Source organism: Desulfotomaculum sp. (assembly GCF_982386235.1).
Map to the genome: position 1 here is coordinate 92,576 of NZ_CEVWQM010000008.1, position 17,922 is coordinate 110,497.

General features: G+C 39.2%; 21 protein-coding genes. 3 read left to right on the forward strand and 18 right to left on the reverse strand.

Going from position 1 to position 17,922, the window contains the following annotated elements:
* Positions 1-39 precede the first annotated feature (39 nt).
* The 10 genes from rplI to AC1U9Z_RS06825 form a co-directional block, all read right to left on the reverse strand.
* Entirely contained in the window at positions 40-489 is a 450-nt protein-coding gene (rplI, locus tag AC1U9Z_RS06780; protein ID WP_333531467.1) for a 50S ribosomal protein L9, read from the reverse strand.
* 48 nt (positions 490-537) lie between these two features.
* Complete coding sequence (locus tag AC1U9Z_RS06785; RefSeq protein WP_479956501.1) at positions 538-1,500, reverse strand: YybS family protein; 963 nt, start codon at positions 1,498-1,500, stop codon at positions 538-540.
* Between the two features lie 284 nt (positions 1,501-1,784).
* Positions 1,785-2,018 carry a 30S ribosomal protein S18 gene (gene rpsR / locus AC1U9Z_RS06790; RefSeq protein WP_333531464.1) on the reverse strand — a complete coding sequence of 78 codons (234 nt, stop codon included), beginning with the start codon at positions 2,016-2,018 and terminating at the stop codon, positions 1,785-1,787.
* Positions 2,019-2,062: 44 nt separating this feature from the next.
* On the reverse strand, positions 2,063-2,479 hold the full coding sequence (locus AC1U9Z_RS06795; RefSeq protein WP_333531463.1) for a single-stranded DNA-binding protein: 417 nt from the start codon (positions 2,477-2,479) through the stop codon (positions 2,063-2,065).
* A 35-nt stretch (positions 2,480-2,514) separates the two neighbouring features.
* Positions 2,515-2,802, reverse strand: a complete 288-nt coding sequence (rpsF, locus tag AC1U9Z_RS06800) for a 30S ribosomal protein S6 (protein ID WP_333531462.1) — start codon at positions 2,800-2,802, stop codon at positions 2,515-2,517.
* 134 nt (positions 2,803-2,936) lie between these two features.
* Positions 2,937-3,128 (reverse strand): DUF951 domain-containing protein, encoded by a 192-nt coding sequence (locus tag AC1U9Z_RS06805; protein WP_333531461.1) that lies wholly within the window; start codon positions 3,126-3,128, stop codon positions 2,937-2,939.
* Positions 3,121-3,990 carry a mechanosensitive ion channel family protein gene (locus AC1U9Z_RS06810; RefSeq protein WP_479956503.1) on the reverse strand — a complete coding sequence of 290 codons (870 nt, stop codon included), beginning with the start codon at positions 3,988-3,990 and terminating at the stop codon, positions 3,121-3,123. The genes AC1U9Z_RS06805 and AC1U9Z_RS06810 overlap by 8 nt, the downstream gene beginning before the upstream one ends.
* A gap of 38 nt (positions 3,991-4,028) precedes the next feature.
* A complete protein-coding gene (locus tag AC1U9Z_RS06815; protein ID WP_479956505.1) occupies positions 4,029-5,426 on the reverse strand; it encodes an aminopeptidase in 1,398 nt (465 codons plus the stop codon).
* 164 nt (positions 5,427-5,590) lie between these two features.
* The gene (locus tag AC1U9Z_RS06820; RefSeq protein ID WP_479956540.1) at positions 5,591-6,385 is read right to left on the reverse strand and encodes a CvpA family protein; all 795 of its coding nucleotides are present in this window, start codon (positions 6,383-6,385) and stop codon (positions 5,591-5,593) included.
* 56 nt (positions 6,386-6,441) lie between these two features.
* Positions 6,442-7,506 carry a YkvI family membrane protein gene (locus AC1U9Z_RS06825; protein WP_479956506.1) on the reverse strand — a complete coding sequence of 355 codons (1,065 nt, stop codon included), beginning with the start codon at positions 7,504-7,506 and terminating at the stop codon, positions 6,442-6,444.
* 307 nt (positions 7,507-7,813) lie between these two features.
* Here AC1U9Z_RS06825 and yyaC point away from each other — a divergent pair, with 307 nt between their 5' ends.
* On the forward strand, positions 7,814-8,419 hold the full coding sequence (yyaC, locus tag AC1U9Z_RS06830; protein WP_479956508.1) for a spore protease YyaC: 606 nt from the start codon (positions 7,814-7,816) through the stop codon (positions 8,417-8,419).
* A 172-nt stretch (positions 8,420-8,591) separates the two neighbouring features.
* Here yyaC and AC1U9Z_RS06835 read toward each other — a convergent pair whose 3' ends face one another.
* The 5 genes from AC1U9Z_RS06835 to AC1U9Z_RS06855 form a co-directional block, all read right to left on the reverse strand.
* Positions 8,592-9,095: a DUF4446 family protein gene (locus AC1U9Z_RS06835; protein ID WP_333531456.1), complete on the reverse strand. Its 504-nt coding sequence runs from the start codon at positions 9,093-9,095 to the stop codon at positions 8,592-8,594.
* Between the two features lie 173 nt (positions 9,096-9,268).
* Positions 9,269-10,126: a DegV family protein gene (locus AC1U9Z_RS06840; RefSeq protein WP_333531455.1), complete on the reverse strand. Its 858-nt coding sequence runs from the start codon at positions 10,124-10,126 to the stop codon at positions 9,269-9,271.
* A 131-nt stretch (positions 10,127-10,257) separates the two neighbouring features.
* Entirely contained in the window at positions 10,258-10,953 is a 696-nt protein-coding gene (locus tag AC1U9Z_RS06845; protein WP_333531454.1) for a DUF554 domain-containing protein, read from the reverse strand.
* 418 nt (positions 10,954-11,371) lie between these two features.
* Positions 11,372-12,265 (reverse strand): ParB/RepB/Spo0J family partition protein, encoded by an 894-nt coding sequence (locus AC1U9Z_RS06850; protein WP_333531453.1) that lies wholly within the window; start codon positions 12,263-12,265, stop codon positions 11,372-11,374.
* On the reverse strand, positions 12,258-13,019 hold the full coding sequence (locus AC1U9Z_RS06855; protein ID WP_333531452.1) for a ParA family protein: 762 nt from the start codon (positions 13,017-13,019) through the stop codon (positions 12,258-12,260). Before AC1U9Z_RS06855 ends, AC1U9Z_RS06850 begins: the two co-directional genes overlap by 8 nt.
* A 243-nt stretch (positions 13,020-13,262) precedes the next feature.
* Between AC1U9Z_RS06855 and AC1U9Z_RS06860 the strand changes: the two genes are divergently transcribed.
* Positions 13,263-13,424 (forward strand): GNAT family protein, encoded by a 162-nt coding sequence (locus AC1U9Z_RS06860; RefSeq protein ID WP_479956512.1) that lies wholly within the window; start codon positions 13,263-13,265, stop codon positions 13,422-13,424.
* A 59-nt stretch (positions 13,425-13,483) separates the two neighbouring features.
* Positions 13,484-13,690 (forward strand): GNAT family N-acetyltransferase, encoded by a 207-nt coding sequence (locus AC1U9Z_RS06865; RefSeq protein WP_479956542.1) that lies wholly within the window; start codon positions 13,484-13,486, stop codon positions 13,688-13,690.
* Between the two features lie 122 nt (positions 13,691-13,812).
* On the opposite strand, the gene rsmG is transcribed toward AC1U9Z_RS06865, so the two are convergent.
* Genes rsmG through mnmE form a run of 3 tightly spaced genes read right to left on the reverse strand, consistent with a single transcriptional unit; the run spans position 13,813 to position 17,825 of the window.
* Positions 13,813-14,535: a 16S rRNA (guanine(527)-N(7))-methyltransferase RsmG gene (gene rsmG, locus AC1U9Z_RS06870; RefSeq protein ID WP_479956514.1), complete on the reverse strand. Its 723-nt coding sequence runs from the start codon at positions 14,533-14,535 to the stop codon at positions 13,813-13,815.
* 1 nt (position 14,536) lies between these two features.
* Positions 14,537-16,429, reverse strand: coding sequence for a tRNA uridine-5-carboxymethylaminomethyl(34) synthesis enzyme MnmG (mnmG, locus tag AC1U9Z_RS06875; RefSeq protein ID WP_333531449.1), 1,893 nt, complete (start codon positions 16,427-16,429; stop codon positions 14,537-14,539).
* A 10-nt stretch (positions 16,430-16,439) separates the two neighbouring features.
* Positions 16,440-17,825: a tRNA uridine-5-carboxymethylaminomethyl(34) synthesis GTPase MnmE gene (mnmE, locus tag AC1U9Z_RS06880; protein WP_479956516.1), complete on the reverse strand. Its 1,386-nt coding sequence runs from the start codon at positions 17,823-17,825 to the stop codon at positions 16,440-16,442.
* Positions 17,826-17,922 lie beyond the last annotated feature (97 nt).

The following is a 17,922-nucleotide window of genomic DNA, read 5'->3' on the forward strand; positions in this document are numbered from 1 at the left end:
TCCTTTCAAACGCCTGATCCTGTCCCGGTTCTTGAAAAATTATTCCACAGCCACTACTTCAACATGAATGTCAGCATGGGCTACGGGATGGATTTTAATTGTAATGGTATAAGTGCCTAAGCTTTTGATGGGTTCTTTTAACGTGATCTTCTTTTTATCAATTGTATAATTATGTTGTTCCTTTAGACCATCAGCAACATCTTTATTGCTAATTGCTCCAAAAAGGCGACCTGCTTCCCCTACTTTGACTTTTAATACAACGGTTAAACCGCTGATCTGAGTTGCCAAGGCCTTAGCCTCTTCTTCTTCCTTTTGTTTCTTGGCAGCCTGGTTTTGCTTTTGGGTTTTTAATTCTTTTAATTTACTTTCAGTGGCAGGTGCCGCAAAGTTTTTGGGGTATAAAAAGTTTCTGGCATAGCCCTCCGAAACATTAACGATATCACCTTTCTTGCCAAGCTTATTTACATCTTGCAATAAAACTACCTGCATTTGAGAGTCCTCCTTTATTTTACTATCAGAATGTATAAATTCTCATAATCATTCCGTATTTTTTTTGAACATTGGGCGTCGAAGGTTTAAGATTGTATCAAATAAGCCCAGTAAGATAATTGCCATATACATAATACTAATGTACAAGATTAACAACACCAAAAGAATTGTTTTAAAGGGTTTGGAAAAAGTTAATTTTTTAAAATAAAAAGCTACCACTGACACACCAATGATAAAAAAGGCAAATCCAAAGATGGTTAATAAATTTTGGCCTATTATTTTAACCGCTGGCAGATTGAAATTATCGCCGGCCAATAAAAAAATCAATCCGAGGATAACACCCCAAATAGCATACCAGGGCAACCTCCATTGACTAAAGGGCGGCAGCTTATTAACTCGGTAGTTAAGTCTTTTTAAAACCTTAGCACCTACAATGTAGGTAAGGGCAGTGGAAAATACCGCAAAAATAAGATACATGGCTGGTAATAGTAAAATAGAAGTCTTTAAGCTTGTTCTCATAAATTCTTGTTGTTCTGTGGGTACGGGGTAACCAGCTTCTTGGTACATGGTAAAAATTTTATTTAATGATTCATTTATGGCTGCTTGAATAAACTCTAAGTTTAATCCCGTTACCAAAACACTTAGCGAAATAACCAAAATTGATGCTATGACGGAGACCAAAGTTGCCGTTATTAGGGCATGACCAGGGGAAACATAATTTTTATATAAAAAGCCCAGCACCAGGCCCAAAGGTCCAAATTGAATAAACATCACGAGTACTTGCAAAGGGTCTGGGTAAAGCATCATCATTAAAAGACCCGTAACCACCAGTGATAAAACCGCTATCTTTAAGTCCCTTCGTACTACTAGTACTGCCAATGGCAATGGCATTAAAATACCGATGACTAAAAAAAATGGGGGTATAAACATCCCCAATAAACCCAGCATTGCTGTCATACCTGCCATAAGGGCACCATCCACAAGGGCCCGAGTATCTTTAGGGGAAGCCAAAAAATGTTCACCTCTTCTTTCTTAAAACAACTAAAGATTCGCTGGTATAACCCGTATTTCCTGCCTTTACCCCGTGTTATTTGTTGGGGGCAATGGTTAAAAAAGACGTTCCGGGCGAAGGTTAACCGATCCATTGATACCTATCTTACTATATACACAGAAAAACCGCTAATCCAGGGATAAGTTTTTAGCCTTTAAACCTTAGCGATTTGTTAATTTTAAACCATGCCATCGGCTAATGCTAAATTAAAAAGGATGAGGAAAATTCCCCATCCTTTAATATCTTATGCTTCTGTGCTAAAAGGCAATAAAGCAATGTTACGGGACCTTTTAATAGCACTGGTCAACATGCGTTGGTGATGAGCACAGTTACCGGAAATACGACGGGGCAAAATTTTACCACGCTCGGTAACGTACTTTCTTAGCTTGGAAGTTTCTTTATAGTCAATGGCTACCGCTTTGTCTACACAAAAGCTACAAACGCGTTTTCTACCTCTACGTCCACGTTCACGTTTCACAGTTTTCCCTCCTTATACGGGTACTGGCCTTACTCAGTCTAACCCTAGAACGGTATGTCATCTCCGTTAAAGCTAATTTCACTACCAAAACCACTGGTATTACCACTATCATACTGCCCGCCACCCTGATTTTCCCGGTCTTTGGGCCAATCAAGAAAACGAATAGCATCTGCCACAACTTCAGAAACTTTACGTCTGATACCTTGTTTGTCATCATAGGAACGGATCTGCAAACGACCTTCCACAGCAATCAAACGGCCTTTGCCCAAATTGTTGGCACAGGTTTCAGCCTGTTTTTGCCAGACAACGATATCAATAAAATCCGTTTCTTTTTCCCTATCTCTATTAAATTGCGGGCGATCAACTGCTATTGTCATGTGTGCCACAGCAATACCATTTGTGGTATAGCGTAGTTCTGGATCCCGGGTCAGACGCCCAATCAAGATAATTCTATTGAGCATTATAAACACCGCCTTGGGTTTGTTCTATCCATTTATTATTCGCCTTCGCGAACGATCATGTGACGAACCATATCATCATTAATTTTCATAACCCTGTCAAGTTCAGCAGCAGCTGCAGGCTCTGCTTTAAACTGCATTAAGACATAGATGCCGTCTTTTATCTTGTTGATTTCATAGGCTAAGCGACGCTTACCCCATTTATCAAGTTTAGTAACTTCGGCGCCCTTTTCTTCTACAAGAGTCTTAAATTTTTCTACCAATGCAGTTACTTTTTCCTCTTCAACATCGGGTTTAATGATGTACAATACTTCGTAGTTGCGCACAATAGTTCACCTCCTCCCCACGGACTAACGGCTCTACCCCTTGATAGAGCAGGGTGGAAAACAAGCCTTTAAAAGGCACTGTAAAATTATATCACCATTAAATATAAAGGGCAAGAGGTTGAACGGGGAAATTTTCAGTCACCTGAATCACTAATAACAGCTTTTACACTTTTTTCAAATTTAGGCCTTGGTAACAAGAGAATCCGGCCACATTTCTGACACTTGATACGAAAATCCACACCGGTCCTCATGATCTCCCAGGTATCCCCACCACAGGGATGGGCCTTACGGGTTCGTACCACATCTCCCACCTGATACTTATGCAACAGTATCACCTCCAGCAGTGTTAACTAATACCCGCCGTGGGTAGGGAATTTGAATTCCCTCTTGATCAAATACTTCCTTAATGCTTTTCCTTAACTGGCGTTCAATCTCCCACTGACGCATGGGTTTGGTTTTAGCAGTAATACGAATGACCACATCTGACTCGCCAAACCTGACAACTCCTACAATATCTGGTCCCTCTACTAAATCTTCTGTCCAGGTTTTAGCAAATACCGCACTCATGGCCTTTAATAGGTCAATTACTCTATCGATATTTTCTTCGTAGGAGATACCAATTTCAACCACTGCTAACATGCTGCCACGATTATAATTAGCAACTTGACTAATCATACCATTGGGAATGATGTGGAGTTGGCCACCTGTTTCCCTTACTTTGGTAACCCTCATGCCTATTTCCTCCACCGTACCCGTAACATCGGCTATGGTAACATACTCCCCCACAGAATACTGATCTTCAAATAAAATAAAGAAACCAGTTATAATATCCCGTACCAGGTTTTGGGCCCCAAAACCCACAGCCAGACCCAATATGCCGGCACCTGCCAGTATTGTTTTGGCTGCATTGGGAATAAAGAGCTCAATAATTGACATCGTTGCCACGAAGTATACAACATAACGGAGAACACTTTTGAGCAGTCCGGCTAAAGTCTGGGCCCTGTTATCGCCAATATACTTACCCGACCTATTTGTAAACAGCCTATCCGTGACCTGGCTGCCAAAGGATATCATAATCTTGGCCAGTATTAAGGTGGCAATAATCCTCAAGGTGGTTGTAAATGCCCTTTGTATATCTTCAATTGTAAAAAGATTGATTACCCAGCCCTTTATAATATCAAACTCCATGAAACTTCCCTTCTGTTTAAATAATTTAAAACCAGTCTTTAGACCATAAAGAAATTTTTATAGGTTCTATAGCATTCAAAGACATCGGCTTTGCTGGCAATTTCCAAAGGTGAATGCATAGACAACAGAGGTACACCACAGTCAATCACTTCAAAACCCAGTTCGGCTATGATATAAGCAATGGTTCCTCCGCCCCCCTGATCTACTTTACCCAGTTCACCTGTTTGCCATATAATATCATGTTGATTTAACATTTTTCGGATAAAGGCAACATATTCGGCATTGGCATCATTGGTATGATACTTTCCCTTTACTCCGGTATATTTGGTTAAGGCCACCCCGCCGCCTAATCTGGCGGCATTCATTTTTTCCAGTACTCCTTCATAATTTGGATCCATGGCTGCTGTAACATCTGCGGAAAGGGCAATGGATTTTTCAAAAACCCTATATAAAGCAAATTCATTAAAGGCGGGATACAATCTCATACCCATTTCACTGATGGTATTTTGTAAAAAGCGGCCCATCATCCCCGTATTGCCATTACTGCCAACTTCCTCTTTATCAACAAACAATGCTACGGCTGTCCGGTTGGGGTTATTTATTTCTAATATTGCCTGTAAGGAAGTATAAACACAAACCCGATCATCCTGTCCATAGGCACCGATCATGCTGCGATCTAAGCCAAGATCACGGGCAGGTCCTGCCGGTACCAATTCCAATTCCGCACTTACAAAATCCTCCTCAGTAATACCATAAGTCTCATGTAATAATTTTAGAATATTTAACTTAACGGAGTTGTCCTTTCCTCCCCCAGGAAGTGGTACACCACCAATTAATATGTTTAATTGTTCCCCTTCAACAGCCTCCGTTAATTTCTTTACCATTTGATCCTTAGCCAAATGAGGCAGGAGATCTGAGATGGTAAATATCGGGTCATTCGGTTCTTCACCAATCGAAATATCAACAACCTGGCCATCTGATTTATAGATAACGCCATGTAGTGCTAAAGGAATTGCTAACCACTGATATTTTTTAATACCACCATAGTAATGGGTCTTAAAAAGAGCTAGTTCTTGGTCTTGGAATAAAGGATGCGGTTTAAGGTCCAGCCTTGGTGCATCGGTATGGGAACCGATTAGACTAAGGCCCCGGTCTAAACCCTGCTGACCGATAACAGCCAATGCCACAACCTTTCCTTTACTGCTAATAATCACTTTATCGCCTGGCTTCAACGCCTGGCATTGTTGAATTGGGATAAAGCCCCTTATTTGTGCCATATTTATAATTTGACTTACACAGGCTCTTTCGGTCTTGGAATTTGAAATGAATTGTTTATATCCTTCCGAGAAATTAAAAATTTGTTGGGCTGTTTCAGCATTAACCTGTTTCCAGACATTTTTACGATTGTATATAAGATCTTCTGGTTTTATATTCATGTAAAATTCTCCTTTAATTCGTTACCCAGGCCACGGGTGGCAGCCGCAGAGGGTTAAAACCCTTTGCCGGCCTGAGCGGTAAAAGCCCATGGCCATTTTTCAGGATAGTATTTTTATCAGCTAGGTTATGGCAGTTTAGTTTATTTTATCCTGTACTAAAAAAATTATATCTGAGTGCCTGGTCCCTTTGGGATGTACTTAAATAAAAATTGATTACTAATGTCCGGCAGTAGGTTTGGGTACCAATTTAATTTTTTTATCATCGGACCTAGCTTCTGGACGAAAATGGATTGTTCAATTCCCTGGGCCAAGGTGCTCAATAAACCCTCTGATCCGCCAAATAAAAACACGGGGCCTTGCAGGGGGATTAATATACTGATGATAACAACAATTGCAATAGCCCCACAGGTTAAACCCAACAATAAACCACCTAACTTATCCAGGGGTCCCAGTGGGCTAAAGGGCATGATAATTCCCAGCAGCCAAGCGATTATGCCGATAATTGTTTTCACAATAATGTATATCCCAATAAAGGCTATTATTTTTAAGATACCCTGGGCTAACATTAAATTCAAAGCATGTCCCACGGTTTCGTTAGGACCAAACTGACCCAGTTGAGCAATTATTTGGCTCCATTGACTGGGTAATTGAATTTCACTGCTTATTTTTTGTAGAATATCAACTGGCATTTTTAATATTTCCGGGCTATTCAAAGCGCCTGGTAATTTTACCAGGGGTTTGATCATTTGAGCCAGGGTATCTGCCAGGCCCCACTGATCAGCTAACCATAAGGCAACACTTTGGTGATAGGTAATGGCCGCATAAAATGCTACCACCAAGGATGCTAATTTTATAAAAGCTTTGAGCATCCCGTTGAATAGACCACTCAGGCCTGAAATAATCAAAAAGATAATAAAAACATAATCGAGCCAATTAATTTTTTTACACCTCCAGGTGATTGACTGTTAGAAAACTACCCTTCCATTTTTTCGATGTTGCTTAAGCATAATCCTGCTTAGCTAATTCTCTGCTTTCTGGTCTTTATAATTGGAACAATTAAAAGTGCGGCAAATAAAACAAGTCCGGCATAGCCAAAGATAGGGTACAACACTCGAACGAGAAATGAAAAATCAAAATAGGTAAGGGGTAATACGATCAAGCAACAGGCCATTCCATAAAAACTATAAAGTTTGCCGCCTTGAGGGGCAAACCGACTGGCAAAGCCATGGGCATTGGCTATGGCTGTGGTTAGCATAGCTAACCAAATTAATAATGCAAAAACCGGCTTTAGGATGTTACCAATACAGGAAGCCATATAAAGCAAAGGAACCTCATAGTTTATTATTTCAGGATAAAAGGCCAACCCGCCCAATGTTACCATGGTCACTGCGAAACCCAGGCCGATACCCCCAATTATCCCTGCCCAAATTCCTGTTTTTGCTGTTACGGATCGTCCCATAGTAGATAAAACAGCCAAAGGCACGATCATATTAAATGATACATAAAGAATACTGGCTAACAACCAGTGACCTCCAACCCCATGATAGTGAACATAAGGCAGTTCCTGAGGTAACCCTTTATGGCCAAGGGCAAGACTTGCTATTAGACATACAGCTGCTAATTTTAACGGCACAAGGATTATATTAATGGAAAGCAGCCCCTTTAAGCCACGTAATATAACGAGAAAAATAACCAAGACGGCTGAACCAATACCCATCCACTCAGGTAATCCAAGGTACTCCTTAACTACGGCACCCGTTCCGGATAACATAATACCTAAGCCAGCCACCAGCATAAAAATACTGATAAGGTCCATAAATTTGCCTGCCCAGGGACCAAGCAAATAGCCCAGTAATTCTTGATAGTTACCTGTACGTAATTGGACACTCAAATATAAAATCAAGGCTCCCAAATATACAAAGAAAACAGTGGCAACCATGACGCCTAAAAGACCTTTATAACCAAACAAAATAAAAAATTGCAATATTTCTTGACCCGAGGCAAACCCCGCCCCAATAATTGACCCCATATAAGTAGCCACTAGCCCTACTATTAAACGAATATTTGATTTGTTTATCATGAATACCCCCCTAATGTTACGAATAAGATTTAGAAAGTAATCGGCCTAGGAGGCTTCCTAAATATCTATGCTATTTTTCAAGGGGGATGAACTAAAATTTTTATAGCCATCCGGCATGGTGGGGCATTTATTGATGTTCGTCAAGCCGAACATCTGGTACCTCATCTGTAGGTTTAACTCAAAACTATAGGCCTTTACTTTTTAGCTGAGGGCTGAAGGCTGATGGCTATTTTTTTGTTTATTGAATAAATAAGTGGTTAGCGGGGAATAATTATACTAGGCTTGCTTTTGAAGGGACGTGATTTTTATGTCAGTGAATTTAAATAATATCCAGCCTCAATCAGTTGTACCTCAAAAAACCAGAATAAATGCCGAGGATGCCTTCGCTGTTGATATCTTTAGTATGGATCTAACCAATAGACTTAAGGGCTGTGGCGTAAATAGCGATTGTGAAGTGGTTATCGTTTGTATAGGAACCGACCGTTCCACTGGTGATTGCCTGGGCCCACTGGTTGGTACTAAATTGACCAATATTTCGGGACACGGCTTTACCGTTTACGGAACATTGGATGATCCTGTTCACGCCAGCAATATGGCCGATAAGCTTCAACAGATTTCTAATAACCATCCCGATTCAGTCATCATTGCAATTGATGCTTGTTTGGGTCACATGGAAAACGTTGGCTGTGTTAATATCGGTGACGGTGCCTTATTACCAGGTGCCGGTGTAAATAAATCTTTGCCTGCTGTGGGACAACTTCACATTACTGGTGTTGTTAATGTAGGCGGTTTTATGGAATATTTAGTTTTACAAAATACCCGTTTAAACATCGTTATGAGATTGGCAAATTTAATAAGAGATGGTCTAATAAAAACCTCATATCTAATTAACAAAACCCGAACCTCCTGCTAAGTTCGGGTTTTGTTTTTCTATCAGACTTTCACACCGTTAACTGCACCATCAAAGGATGACAAAGGTATTGGGGCTATTTTAGGGATATAAAAGCCACTTATTTTTCTGTGTGATTTTAACCGATAAAACCAATAAAACCCCCTTATTGATAAGGTGGGCTTTAAAATGTTTTTTATGTACTTTTTTCAATGGACCTTTGAATTGCTTTTTTTTCTTCCTCGGTCAAACTATAATCTGAGGTACCCTTACGAATGGGTTTTGCATAAATTCTGGTTTCATCCCTACCATATAAACCAGTTAAAACTACACCATCACCCCTATGGTCCAACATGGCAAGGGAAAAACTTAAATCACTGCCCATATTATCAAAGGCATTAAATCGAATGAGCCCTGGATTATGAATACATTGTGCTACTTCTTCTTTTAATATTTCATGTTCACGCATTAGCTCATCCTTTTTTTCAACCAGCCTTAGTACATCAGCAGCATATTTTTGTAACATTTCTTCCAGGTCTGCACCCGATGCTCCACGAGTTAGCAGTCTATATTTCTTGGAAACCTCACTAAACCTTTTCTGTAGCCTAATTTGTGCTATTAATAAAATAAGCGTTAATAAGGATAAACCTATCATAATATAGGAAGCATTTAATTCAATAATACGAAGGACATCATTCACGTAACTTAACCTACCTTTTTAAAAATAAATTATTATTAATTCTATTATTCTCTTGATATTTATAACTAATAATAAATATCTACCAGTAACATTTTCCTTAACAGGGTAAAATTAAGGCCAGACCAAAATCTAAACGTTCGTTAGATATGGGTTAGCCTTTACCTATAATGCTATTAATATTGAATACTGGTAATACATATCCCTATTAATCCGGGACCCGTATGAACTCCGATCACAGGACCTACTTGACCCGTATAGGTTTTTACTATCTGGGTTAAATCTTTTATTTTTTCTAGTAGTTCCCTTGATTCCTCTGGGGCACCGCCATGCATTACGGCAATTGTATTTTTGTTTTTTGCTTTAATTATCTCTTTATTAATTTCAAAAAGTCTTTGTAAAGATTTTTTTCTACCTCTTATTTTGTCATAGGTATAATACTTTCCTTCTTCATTTATTGATATTATGGGCTTTATTTGCATAATTTCACCAATTGTTCCAGCTACATAACCAATACGCCCACCCTTTTTTAAATAATCAAGAGTACCAACAACAAAATAAATTTCAGTATTACTAATAATATCCTTTGCTTTCTTTAAAGCAGCTTCAAAACTCATTGTACTTTCATAGGTCTTGGCCGCCTCCACCACAGGGATTCCCAAACCCAGCGATAAGGCCTTAGAATCTATAACTTCAATAACCATATTTTTAAAATCACGGGCTACGGTCCTTACAGCGTTATAAGTGCCACTTAACCCACTGGATATATGAATGGAAATGATATGAGTAAAACCTTCCTCTTCTAATTTTTTAAATAAACTAATAATACTGGCAGGGGAAGGGAGAGATGTAGAGGGAACCTCGCCTGGCATACGATCATAAATTTCCTGTGGTTCTATGTTAACCCGATCAAGGTATTCCTCTTGTTCAGAATATATTACTTTTAAGGGTAAGACATTTATATTGTATTTTTCAACTACTTCCTTATCTAAATCACTGGTACTATCCGTAATGATGGCAACCTTTTGTCTCATTTAAACCCATCCTTATTTTTCACTTAACTTATTCACCTGTTTATTCGACTTTGAATAATTAAATCCTTTTTAATATTGGGTCTAAAAAATTATACGATCGATAAGTAAGTCTGACCTAACCAGCCTTAGAATTATATATTAAACATTGGCCATAGCCAAGAAAATAACAGTGCCATTAGAATTGCGGGTAATAAGTTACCCACTTTTATTGGTTTAATACCCAGTATATTGCTAGCAATACCGACTATTAATAAACCGCCGGTTGCAGTCATTTCATTTATCATGGAAGGTGTCAGAAGGGCCTTTAAGCCACCGGCAGCCAGTGTTATGCTACCCTGATAAATCAGCACCGGAATAGATGAAAATACCACACCAAAACCCATGGTGGTGGTAAATACGATGGCAGAGATACCATCCAATAATGATTTAGCATAGAGGGTTGCGGCATTACCAGTCAGTCCATCCTCTAGGGCACCCATAATACCCATGGCCCCTACACAATAAATCAGACTTGTGGTTACAAAGGCCTTGGCAATTTCCCCTTCACCAGAGCCGCCACCAACCTTTGATTCCAAAAAGGTACCTAGCTTGGCTAAGCCACCCTCAATATTTAATAGTTCCCCCAGAACGCCTCCAGCAACCAGGCTTAATATAACAATTAACTCATTTTCTGTTTTAAAGGCCATTTTAAAACCAATTAAGGCAACTGCCAATCCAATCCCTGTCATTACTGTATCCTTGACAGATTCACTGATACCTTTTCTGAGTAACAAACCCACCGCTGTTCCCGCCACAATTGCTGCGGCATTCACAATTGTACCTGTCATTTTTATCCCCCTAAGATGTTTCACGTGAAACAATTACTGACGAATTACAATGATTGGTCATAAAAGATAACCGAAAACACATACTCCGCCTGTCACTATCCTGATACTCCTCCCTTAAGTGAAAGATTCTTAAAAACCTCCCGCTTAGAGAAGATTCGCCACCCAGGCTTAAGCACCTATTTTTCAAAATAGTTCCCCATGCCACCGGCAACACCGACAGAGAATGAAAACCCTTTGTCATCCTGGGCGAGAAGAATCTTAAAGATAGCCTTTCAATGTTAGAAATATTCTTCGCTGCCGCTTAGGATACCATAGGGGATGGTTTAAAACCTAAGGTCCACAACTCATGGCCCAGGGCCATTTTTAGGATAACTAATCGACCACTAATTAATGATGGCTTAATGTTTCACGTGAAACATTAAGCCATTAACTCCTCTTGACTGAGAAGTAAATCCAATAACCTGGTAAGATCTGCCTCATCATAATAGTCTATCTCTATTTTGCCACCATGCCTATTGGTTTTAATCTGTACCTTTGTTCCAAGGGTGTTTCTTAGTTGATCTTCCAGATCCACTATTTGGGGATCTCTATTCTTTTCTTTTTTAGGTTTTTCCTTATTATTTTCTCCCTCTAGTAAATTTTTTACTATCTCTTCAATCTGACGCACGGATAATTGTTTCTTTATTATAAGCTCACATAGTTCTATTTGTTTATTCTTGGATTCTATACTTAGTAAAGGTCTAGCATGGCCCATGGTTATTTCACCGGTACTTAATTTAACCTTTATCTCATTAGGAAGTGCTAATAGTCTTATCATATTGGTGATTTGCGGTCTGCTTTTACCCACTCTTTGTGATACTTGTTCCTGAGTAAGCTGAAATTCATCCATTAAGCGTTTATAGGCTGTTGCTTCTTCCAAGGGGTTTAAATTTTCCCTTTGTAAATTTTCTATCAAAGCAATGGCAGCGGACTGTAATTCACCATATTCACGGATTACCGCCGGAATATATTCTAAATCTAGTTGTTGACAAGCTCGCCATCTTCGTTCGCCAGCTATTAATTCGTAACCACCGCCCGGTTGTGCTCGGACAACCACTGGTTGTACAACACCATATTCTTTTATAGAGTTTGCTAATTCTTGTAACCGCTCCGGATCAATGCGCAGCCTTGGTTGTTTTGGATTTGGTTTGATATCGGATACCCTAATTTCTTTAAGCACCCTTTGGGAGTCTGTACTTTCAGTTGAATTTGAAATGGGTGCCACTGGCATGAGTGCCTGTAGACCTTTTCCTAAACCTCTTTTTTTACTCAATACCCATCACTTCCTTGGCTAATTCTTGGTAAGCTTCTGAACCTTTGGATTTAGGGTCATATATCACTACAGGTATACCATGGCTAGGAGCTTCGCTTAAACGTACATTCCTCGGGATAATATTTCTAAATACTTTCGTGCCAAATACCTTTTTCACTTCATCGACAACTTGAATTGATAAATTTAGTCTTGCATCAAACATCGTTAATAAAACACCCTCAATTTCTAAATCAGGGTTGAGATGTTTTTTTACCAATTGTACCGTATTCATTAATTGGCCTACCCCTTCTAAGGCATAAAATTCACATTGGATAGGAATTAATAAAGAATCTGCCGCTGCTAAGGCATTTAAAGTTAAAAGTCCTAAGGAAGGTGGGCAGTCGATAAGAATATAGTTGTATTTATATTTTAATGGAGTCAATGCTCTTTTTAAAATTTGTTCCCTGGCTATCAAAGATACCATTTCCACCTCGGCACCAGCCAATTGAATTGTGGAGGGTAGAACGTCTAAATATTTAATACCCGTATGAACGATGGCTTTCTCTGGTGGCAAATCATCTATTATAACATCATAGACACATCTTTCAAGGCTAGTTTTATCTATACCTAAACCACTGCTGGCATTTCCCTGGGGGTCAATATCTACTAGTAGAACAGTTTCTCCCATCATGGAAAGGCTAGCCCCCACATTTACTGCTGTTGTGGTTTTTGCCACCCCACCCTTTTGATTAGCAATAGCAATAATCTTTCCCAACCGAACACCCCCAAAGTCTTAATCTATATTCTTATTCAACAAGGGATCGTTTTCTTCCTTCTAAAGCAAAACAACAAAGTCTGTCTAAGTTATAATGCATGATATGTTTCACGTGAAACATGTTAGTGTATAATAAAACTTCAGGCGAAATTACAGTAGTCTTTCACTATAATTTATTTAGCAATATAATTGTTTTTGGTACGTCCTTAAATTTAGAAACGAATGTAAAGGTGGGTAAGTTAAATGATAAGGGAGTACAGAAAAAGTGATGATCAAGCGATCATACAAATATGGTTTGATGCATCCATTATTAGCCACAATTTTATTCCTAAGGATTTTTGGGCATTAGAAAAAAAGAATGTAGAACAAAAATATCTGCCCATAGCAGAAATCTTTGTTAAATAGGTTAATGGTAAAATAGTAGGATTTATCTCTTTGATTGATAACTATATTGGGCAATATTTATTTCTCCGGAGCATCAGGGAAAAGGAATTGGTACTGAACTAATAAATAAAGCAAAATCAATAAGAAAGGAATTAGGGGTGGAAGTTTATAAGAATAATCAAAAAGCATATGGGTTTTATGAAAAATGTGGTTTTTTATTGCTTGATGAAAAAATACAGCCAGAAACAGGATGTCTAGCCGTGTCTATGAAATTGTGTAGGGAATGATTCTGATTCTTCCGTTATTGCTTGTGTTGCGGTGAACGGAACGGTAAAAACCGTTCCCTATCATATAGAGTTTTCAATGTTTCACGTGAAACATTTGAAACCCCGGGTTTCCCGGGGTTCGTTTAGGTAACAGGCTTTTTTGCTGGTGTCCCTGCTTTTCTTGGATAGTGGGTGGGAGTTGGTTTAATTTTTTTAATAATTACAAGGGATCTTCCATCTTCAATTAGAGGTAATTGTAATTTATGGATATCCGCCGGTGCACCACCCAAAACCTCTATGGCCTTACTGGCCTCCTTAAGCTCCTCATCAATATCGGGACCCTTTTGAGAGATAAAATAACCATTGACCCTCGTACAGGGAAGGCAATATTCTGAGAGTACGGCCAATCTTGCCACTGCTCTTGAAATAACATAATCATATTTTTCCCGATGCTCTTTTTTTTGTCCAAAATCTTCAGCCCTATCATGCACTGCCCTTGCGTCTGTAAGGCCTAATCCAGCAATTACTTCATTTAAAAAGGTTACCCTCTTATTTAAGGAATCCATTAAGGTTATATTTAAATCGGATCGGAAAATTTTCAAGGGAATTCCAGGAAAGCCTGCCCCGGTACCTATATCCACTATTTTTGCCCCTGGGGGAATTTCCACAGTTTTTAAGCAGGTTAAAGAATCAATGAAGTGCTTTACTGCCACCTCCGTAGGCTCAGTGATGGCAGTAAGGTTTATTTTTTTATTCCACTCTATTAGTAGAAGATAAAAATTTTTAAAACTAGTAATCTGTTCTTCTGTTAAAGTAAAACCGATCTCTGCGGCGGCCTTTTTTAATGCTTCTGTTAATTCATTCAAATTAATCCGCACCCCCGGCAGCTTTTCTTTTTTCCTGCTCTAACCAAATGAATAATACGGATATATCCGCTGGGCTAACACCTGATATACGGGAAGCCTGCCCAATTGAGGCAGGTTTAAACTTCTGTAACTTTTGTCTAGCCTCCAGGGAAAGTCCTTTAATACTTTCATAGTCATAGTCACTGCCTAAGGAACGGTTTTCTAGTTTTTCAAATCTTTCAACCTGGGCCAATTGCTTTTTTATATATCCTTCATATTTAACCTCTATTTCTACCTCTTCGATTACTTCTACTGGCAGATCAGGAAAATCGTTCGATAGTGTGGCCAAGGAATTATATTTGAGTTCTGGTCTCTTTAAAAGATTAATGGCTGGCGTGTTTTGGTTAATTTCGCTGGACCCTAAATCCCTTAGTATTTCATTCGTCCGCTCATTGGCTGAAATCGTAACCGATTTAAGTCTTTTAATTTCATTGTTAATTAATTGCCACTTATTCATATAGCGTTCATAACGATCTTCCTTAACCAACCCTATTTCATAACCCTTTTGGGTTAGTCTTTGGTCTGCATTATCCTGGCGCAGTAATAAACGATACTCAGCCCGGGCGGTCATGAGTCGGTAAGGTTCGTTGGTTCCTTTAACCACGAGATCATCAATTAACACCCCAATGTAAGCTTCCGATCTTGAGAGATAGAAGGGGGCTTGCTCTTTAATTTGCAAGGCAGCATTAATGCCAGCCATCATTCCCTGGGCCGCTGCTTCTTCATAACCGGAAGTGCCGTTAATTTGTCCTGCTGAATATAACCCCTTTATTTCTTTTGTTTCCAAGGTTACTTTAAGTTGTGTTGGGATCACATGGTCATATTCAATGGCGTAGCCAGGTCGCATGATTTCCACCTGTTCCATACCAGGAATCGATCTTAACATGGCAAGTTGTACATCCGGGGGCAGACTGGTTGACATTCCCTGAACATACATTTCATATGTATTGAGGCCCTCTGGCTCGATGAAAATTTGATGTTGATTTTTATCAGCAAAACGAACAACTTTATCCTCAATAGAAGGACAATATCGCGGCCCAATTCCTTCAATAATTCCAGCATAAAGGGGAGACCGATGTAAATTTTGTCTAATAATCTCATGGGTCTTTTCAGTGGTATAGGTTAGCCAGCAGGGAACTTGCTCCCTTTGCTGCACGGGAGAAATAAAAGAAAAATTATGTACTGTTTCATCCCCTGGTTGAATGGTCATTTTATTAAAGTCAACCGTTCTGCGGTCTACTCTGGCAGGTGTTCCTGTTTTAAACCGACCCAATTGCAAACCTAGGTTTTTTAAGCTTTCACTTAGATTGACCGAAGGAAATTGACTATTGGGGCCACCAGGAAAATGAACGTCTCCAATAATAATTCTTCCTTTTAAATAGGTCCCGGTAGTAATGATCACTGCCTGGGCAGAAAATTCCGCCCCTATATGTGTTACTACACCTGTGATAGCACCATTTTTAACGAATATTTCCTCCACCAGTAATTGCTTCACATCTAAATTTTCCTGGGTCTCCAAAGTTTTTTTCATTAATTGCTGGTATTTTATCTTATCGGCCTGGGCCCTTAAAGCATGTACTGCGGGCCCTTTTCCGGTATTTAACATTCTCATTTGAATCGCTGCTAAATCTGTATTTAAACCCATTTGCCCACCCAGGGCGTCAATTTCCTTTACCAAATGCGATTTAGCTGGTCCACCTACAGCAGGATTACATGGCATTAAGGCAATATTATCTAAATTGAGTGATAATATTAATGTTCTGCAGCCCATTCTTGCAGCAGCAAGGGCAGCTTCACAACCGGCATGGCCGGCTCCAACTACTATTACATCATAATTACCAGCATGATAGCGCAATATTTCCACCTCACTTACCAATACAAAAGTCTGAAAAGATTCGATCTATTAAGTCTTCAGTTACACTGTTCCCGGTTATCTCACCTAGAATTTCCCAGGCAGATTTTAAATCAATAGAAACTAAATCCGCAGGAATATATTCCACCAATGCCTTATTGGCTTCAAAAAGGTGGTATTTAGCTCTTTCCAGGGCATGCTTATGTCTGGTATTCGAAACAACAATGCTTTCTGCAGCAGATATCTTACCTTCCACCACTAGATTAAAGATTGCTTCTTCCAGGTTATCTAAGCCTATTTCTTTTTGGGCCGATATTTCTATGATTTCACTAAAATTAATGGCCTCTTTGATATCCTTCGCATCAATTCTGTTTTCTGCTATATCAATTTTATTGATCAGAATAAGGGCTTTTTTATCCTTAATCAAATCCATAACCTTTACGTCTTCACTGGAAAGACCAGTGGAAGCATCTAAAACCAATAGTACCAAATCAGCCTGATTTAATAGCTCTCTGGATTTTTCTACACCAATTTTTTCAACCAAATCCTGAGTTTCCCGCAAACCAGCCGTATCAATAAGCTTTAGGGGAATACCCTTGACACTAAAAACCTCTTCTATAACATCCCTTGTTGTACCAGGTATGTCTGTAACGATTGCTCTCTGTTCCTGAAGCAGCGCATTTAGCAGAGATGACTTTCCTACATTCGGTTTACCTACAATAACAGTTTTAAGGCCTTCCCGATATATTTTACCGGATGCTGCATGATCCAATAACTTATCTATTTCTTTTATCAACCCATTGCATTCTAAGCTCATTTGTTCAAGGTTCTCTTCTGGAATATCATCCTCAGGAAAATCAATCATTGCCTCTATTTTTGCCAGCAGTCCCAAAACATGATTTTGTAAATCCATTACGATTTGAGAGAGCTTGCCATCAAGCTGATTGATTGCAATTTTTGCTCCGGCATCTGTCTTAGCTCTGATTATATCAATAATTGATTCGGCCTGGGCTAAATCCAGGCGACCGTTTAGAAAGGCTCGTTTACTAAACTCACCTGGCTCTGCTAAACGTGCTCCATTTTTAAGAATTACTTCCAGCACCCTCCGAATAGGAACAATTCCACCATGACAACTTATCTCTACAACATCCTCAGCAGTAAAACTTTTGGGTCCCCTCATGACAGAAAGTAAAACTTCATCAATAATTTCACCTGTATTAGGTTCAACTATATGCCCATAGACCAGCTTATAATTATCCCTTTTATACCAATCTTGATTAACTTTTGGTTTAAATACTTTGTTTCCTAGGGATACTGCATCCGGCCCACTCATCCGGATAACACCAATACTTCCTTCTCCTAAGGCAGTGGCTATAGCTACAATGGTATCGTCAAACAATTTTTTTGCCTCCAAAATCCATTTACAAAAACCCAGCAACCTGATGGTGCTGGGTTTTTAATACTATCATAAAGTATCATATTTTAAGGATGATAGT

Coding starts and splice junctions, on each gene's coding strand:
- rplI (WP_333531467.1), bottom strand. CDS start 489: ATGCAGGTAGTTTTATTGCAAGATGTAAATAAGCTTGGCAAGAAAGGT.
- AC1U9Z_RS06795 (WP_333531463.1), bottom strand. CDS start 2,479: ATGCTCAATAGAATTATCTTGATTGGGCGTCTGACCCGGGATCCAGAA.
- AC1U9Z_RS06810 (WP_479956503.1), bottom strand. CDS start 3,990: ATGGAGTTTGATATTATAAAGGGCTGGGTAATCAATCTTTTTACAATT.
- AC1U9Z_RS06815 (WP_479956505.1), bottom strand. CDS start 5,426: ATGAATATAAAACCAGAAGATCTTATATACAATCGTAAAAATGTCTGG.
- AC1U9Z_RS06825 (WP_479956506.1), bottom strand. CDS start 7,506: ATGATAAACAAATCAAATATTCGTTTAATAGTAGGGCTAGTGGCTACT.
- yyaC (WP_479956508.1), top strand. CDS start 7,814: ATGTCAGTGAATTTAAATAATATCCAGCCTCAATCAGTTGTACCTCAA.
- AC1U9Z_RS06840 (WP_333531455.1), bottom strand. CDS start 10,126: ATGAGACAAAAGGTTGCCATCATTACGGATAGTACCAGTGATTTAGAT.
- AC1U9Z_RS06845 (WP_333531454.1), bottom strand. CDS start 10,953: ATGACAGGTACAATTGTGAATGCCGCAGCAATTGTGGCGGGAACAGCG.
- AC1U9Z_RS06860 (WP_479956512.1), top strand. CDS start 13,263: ATGATAAGGGAGTACAGAAAAAGTGATGATCAAGCGATCATACAAATA.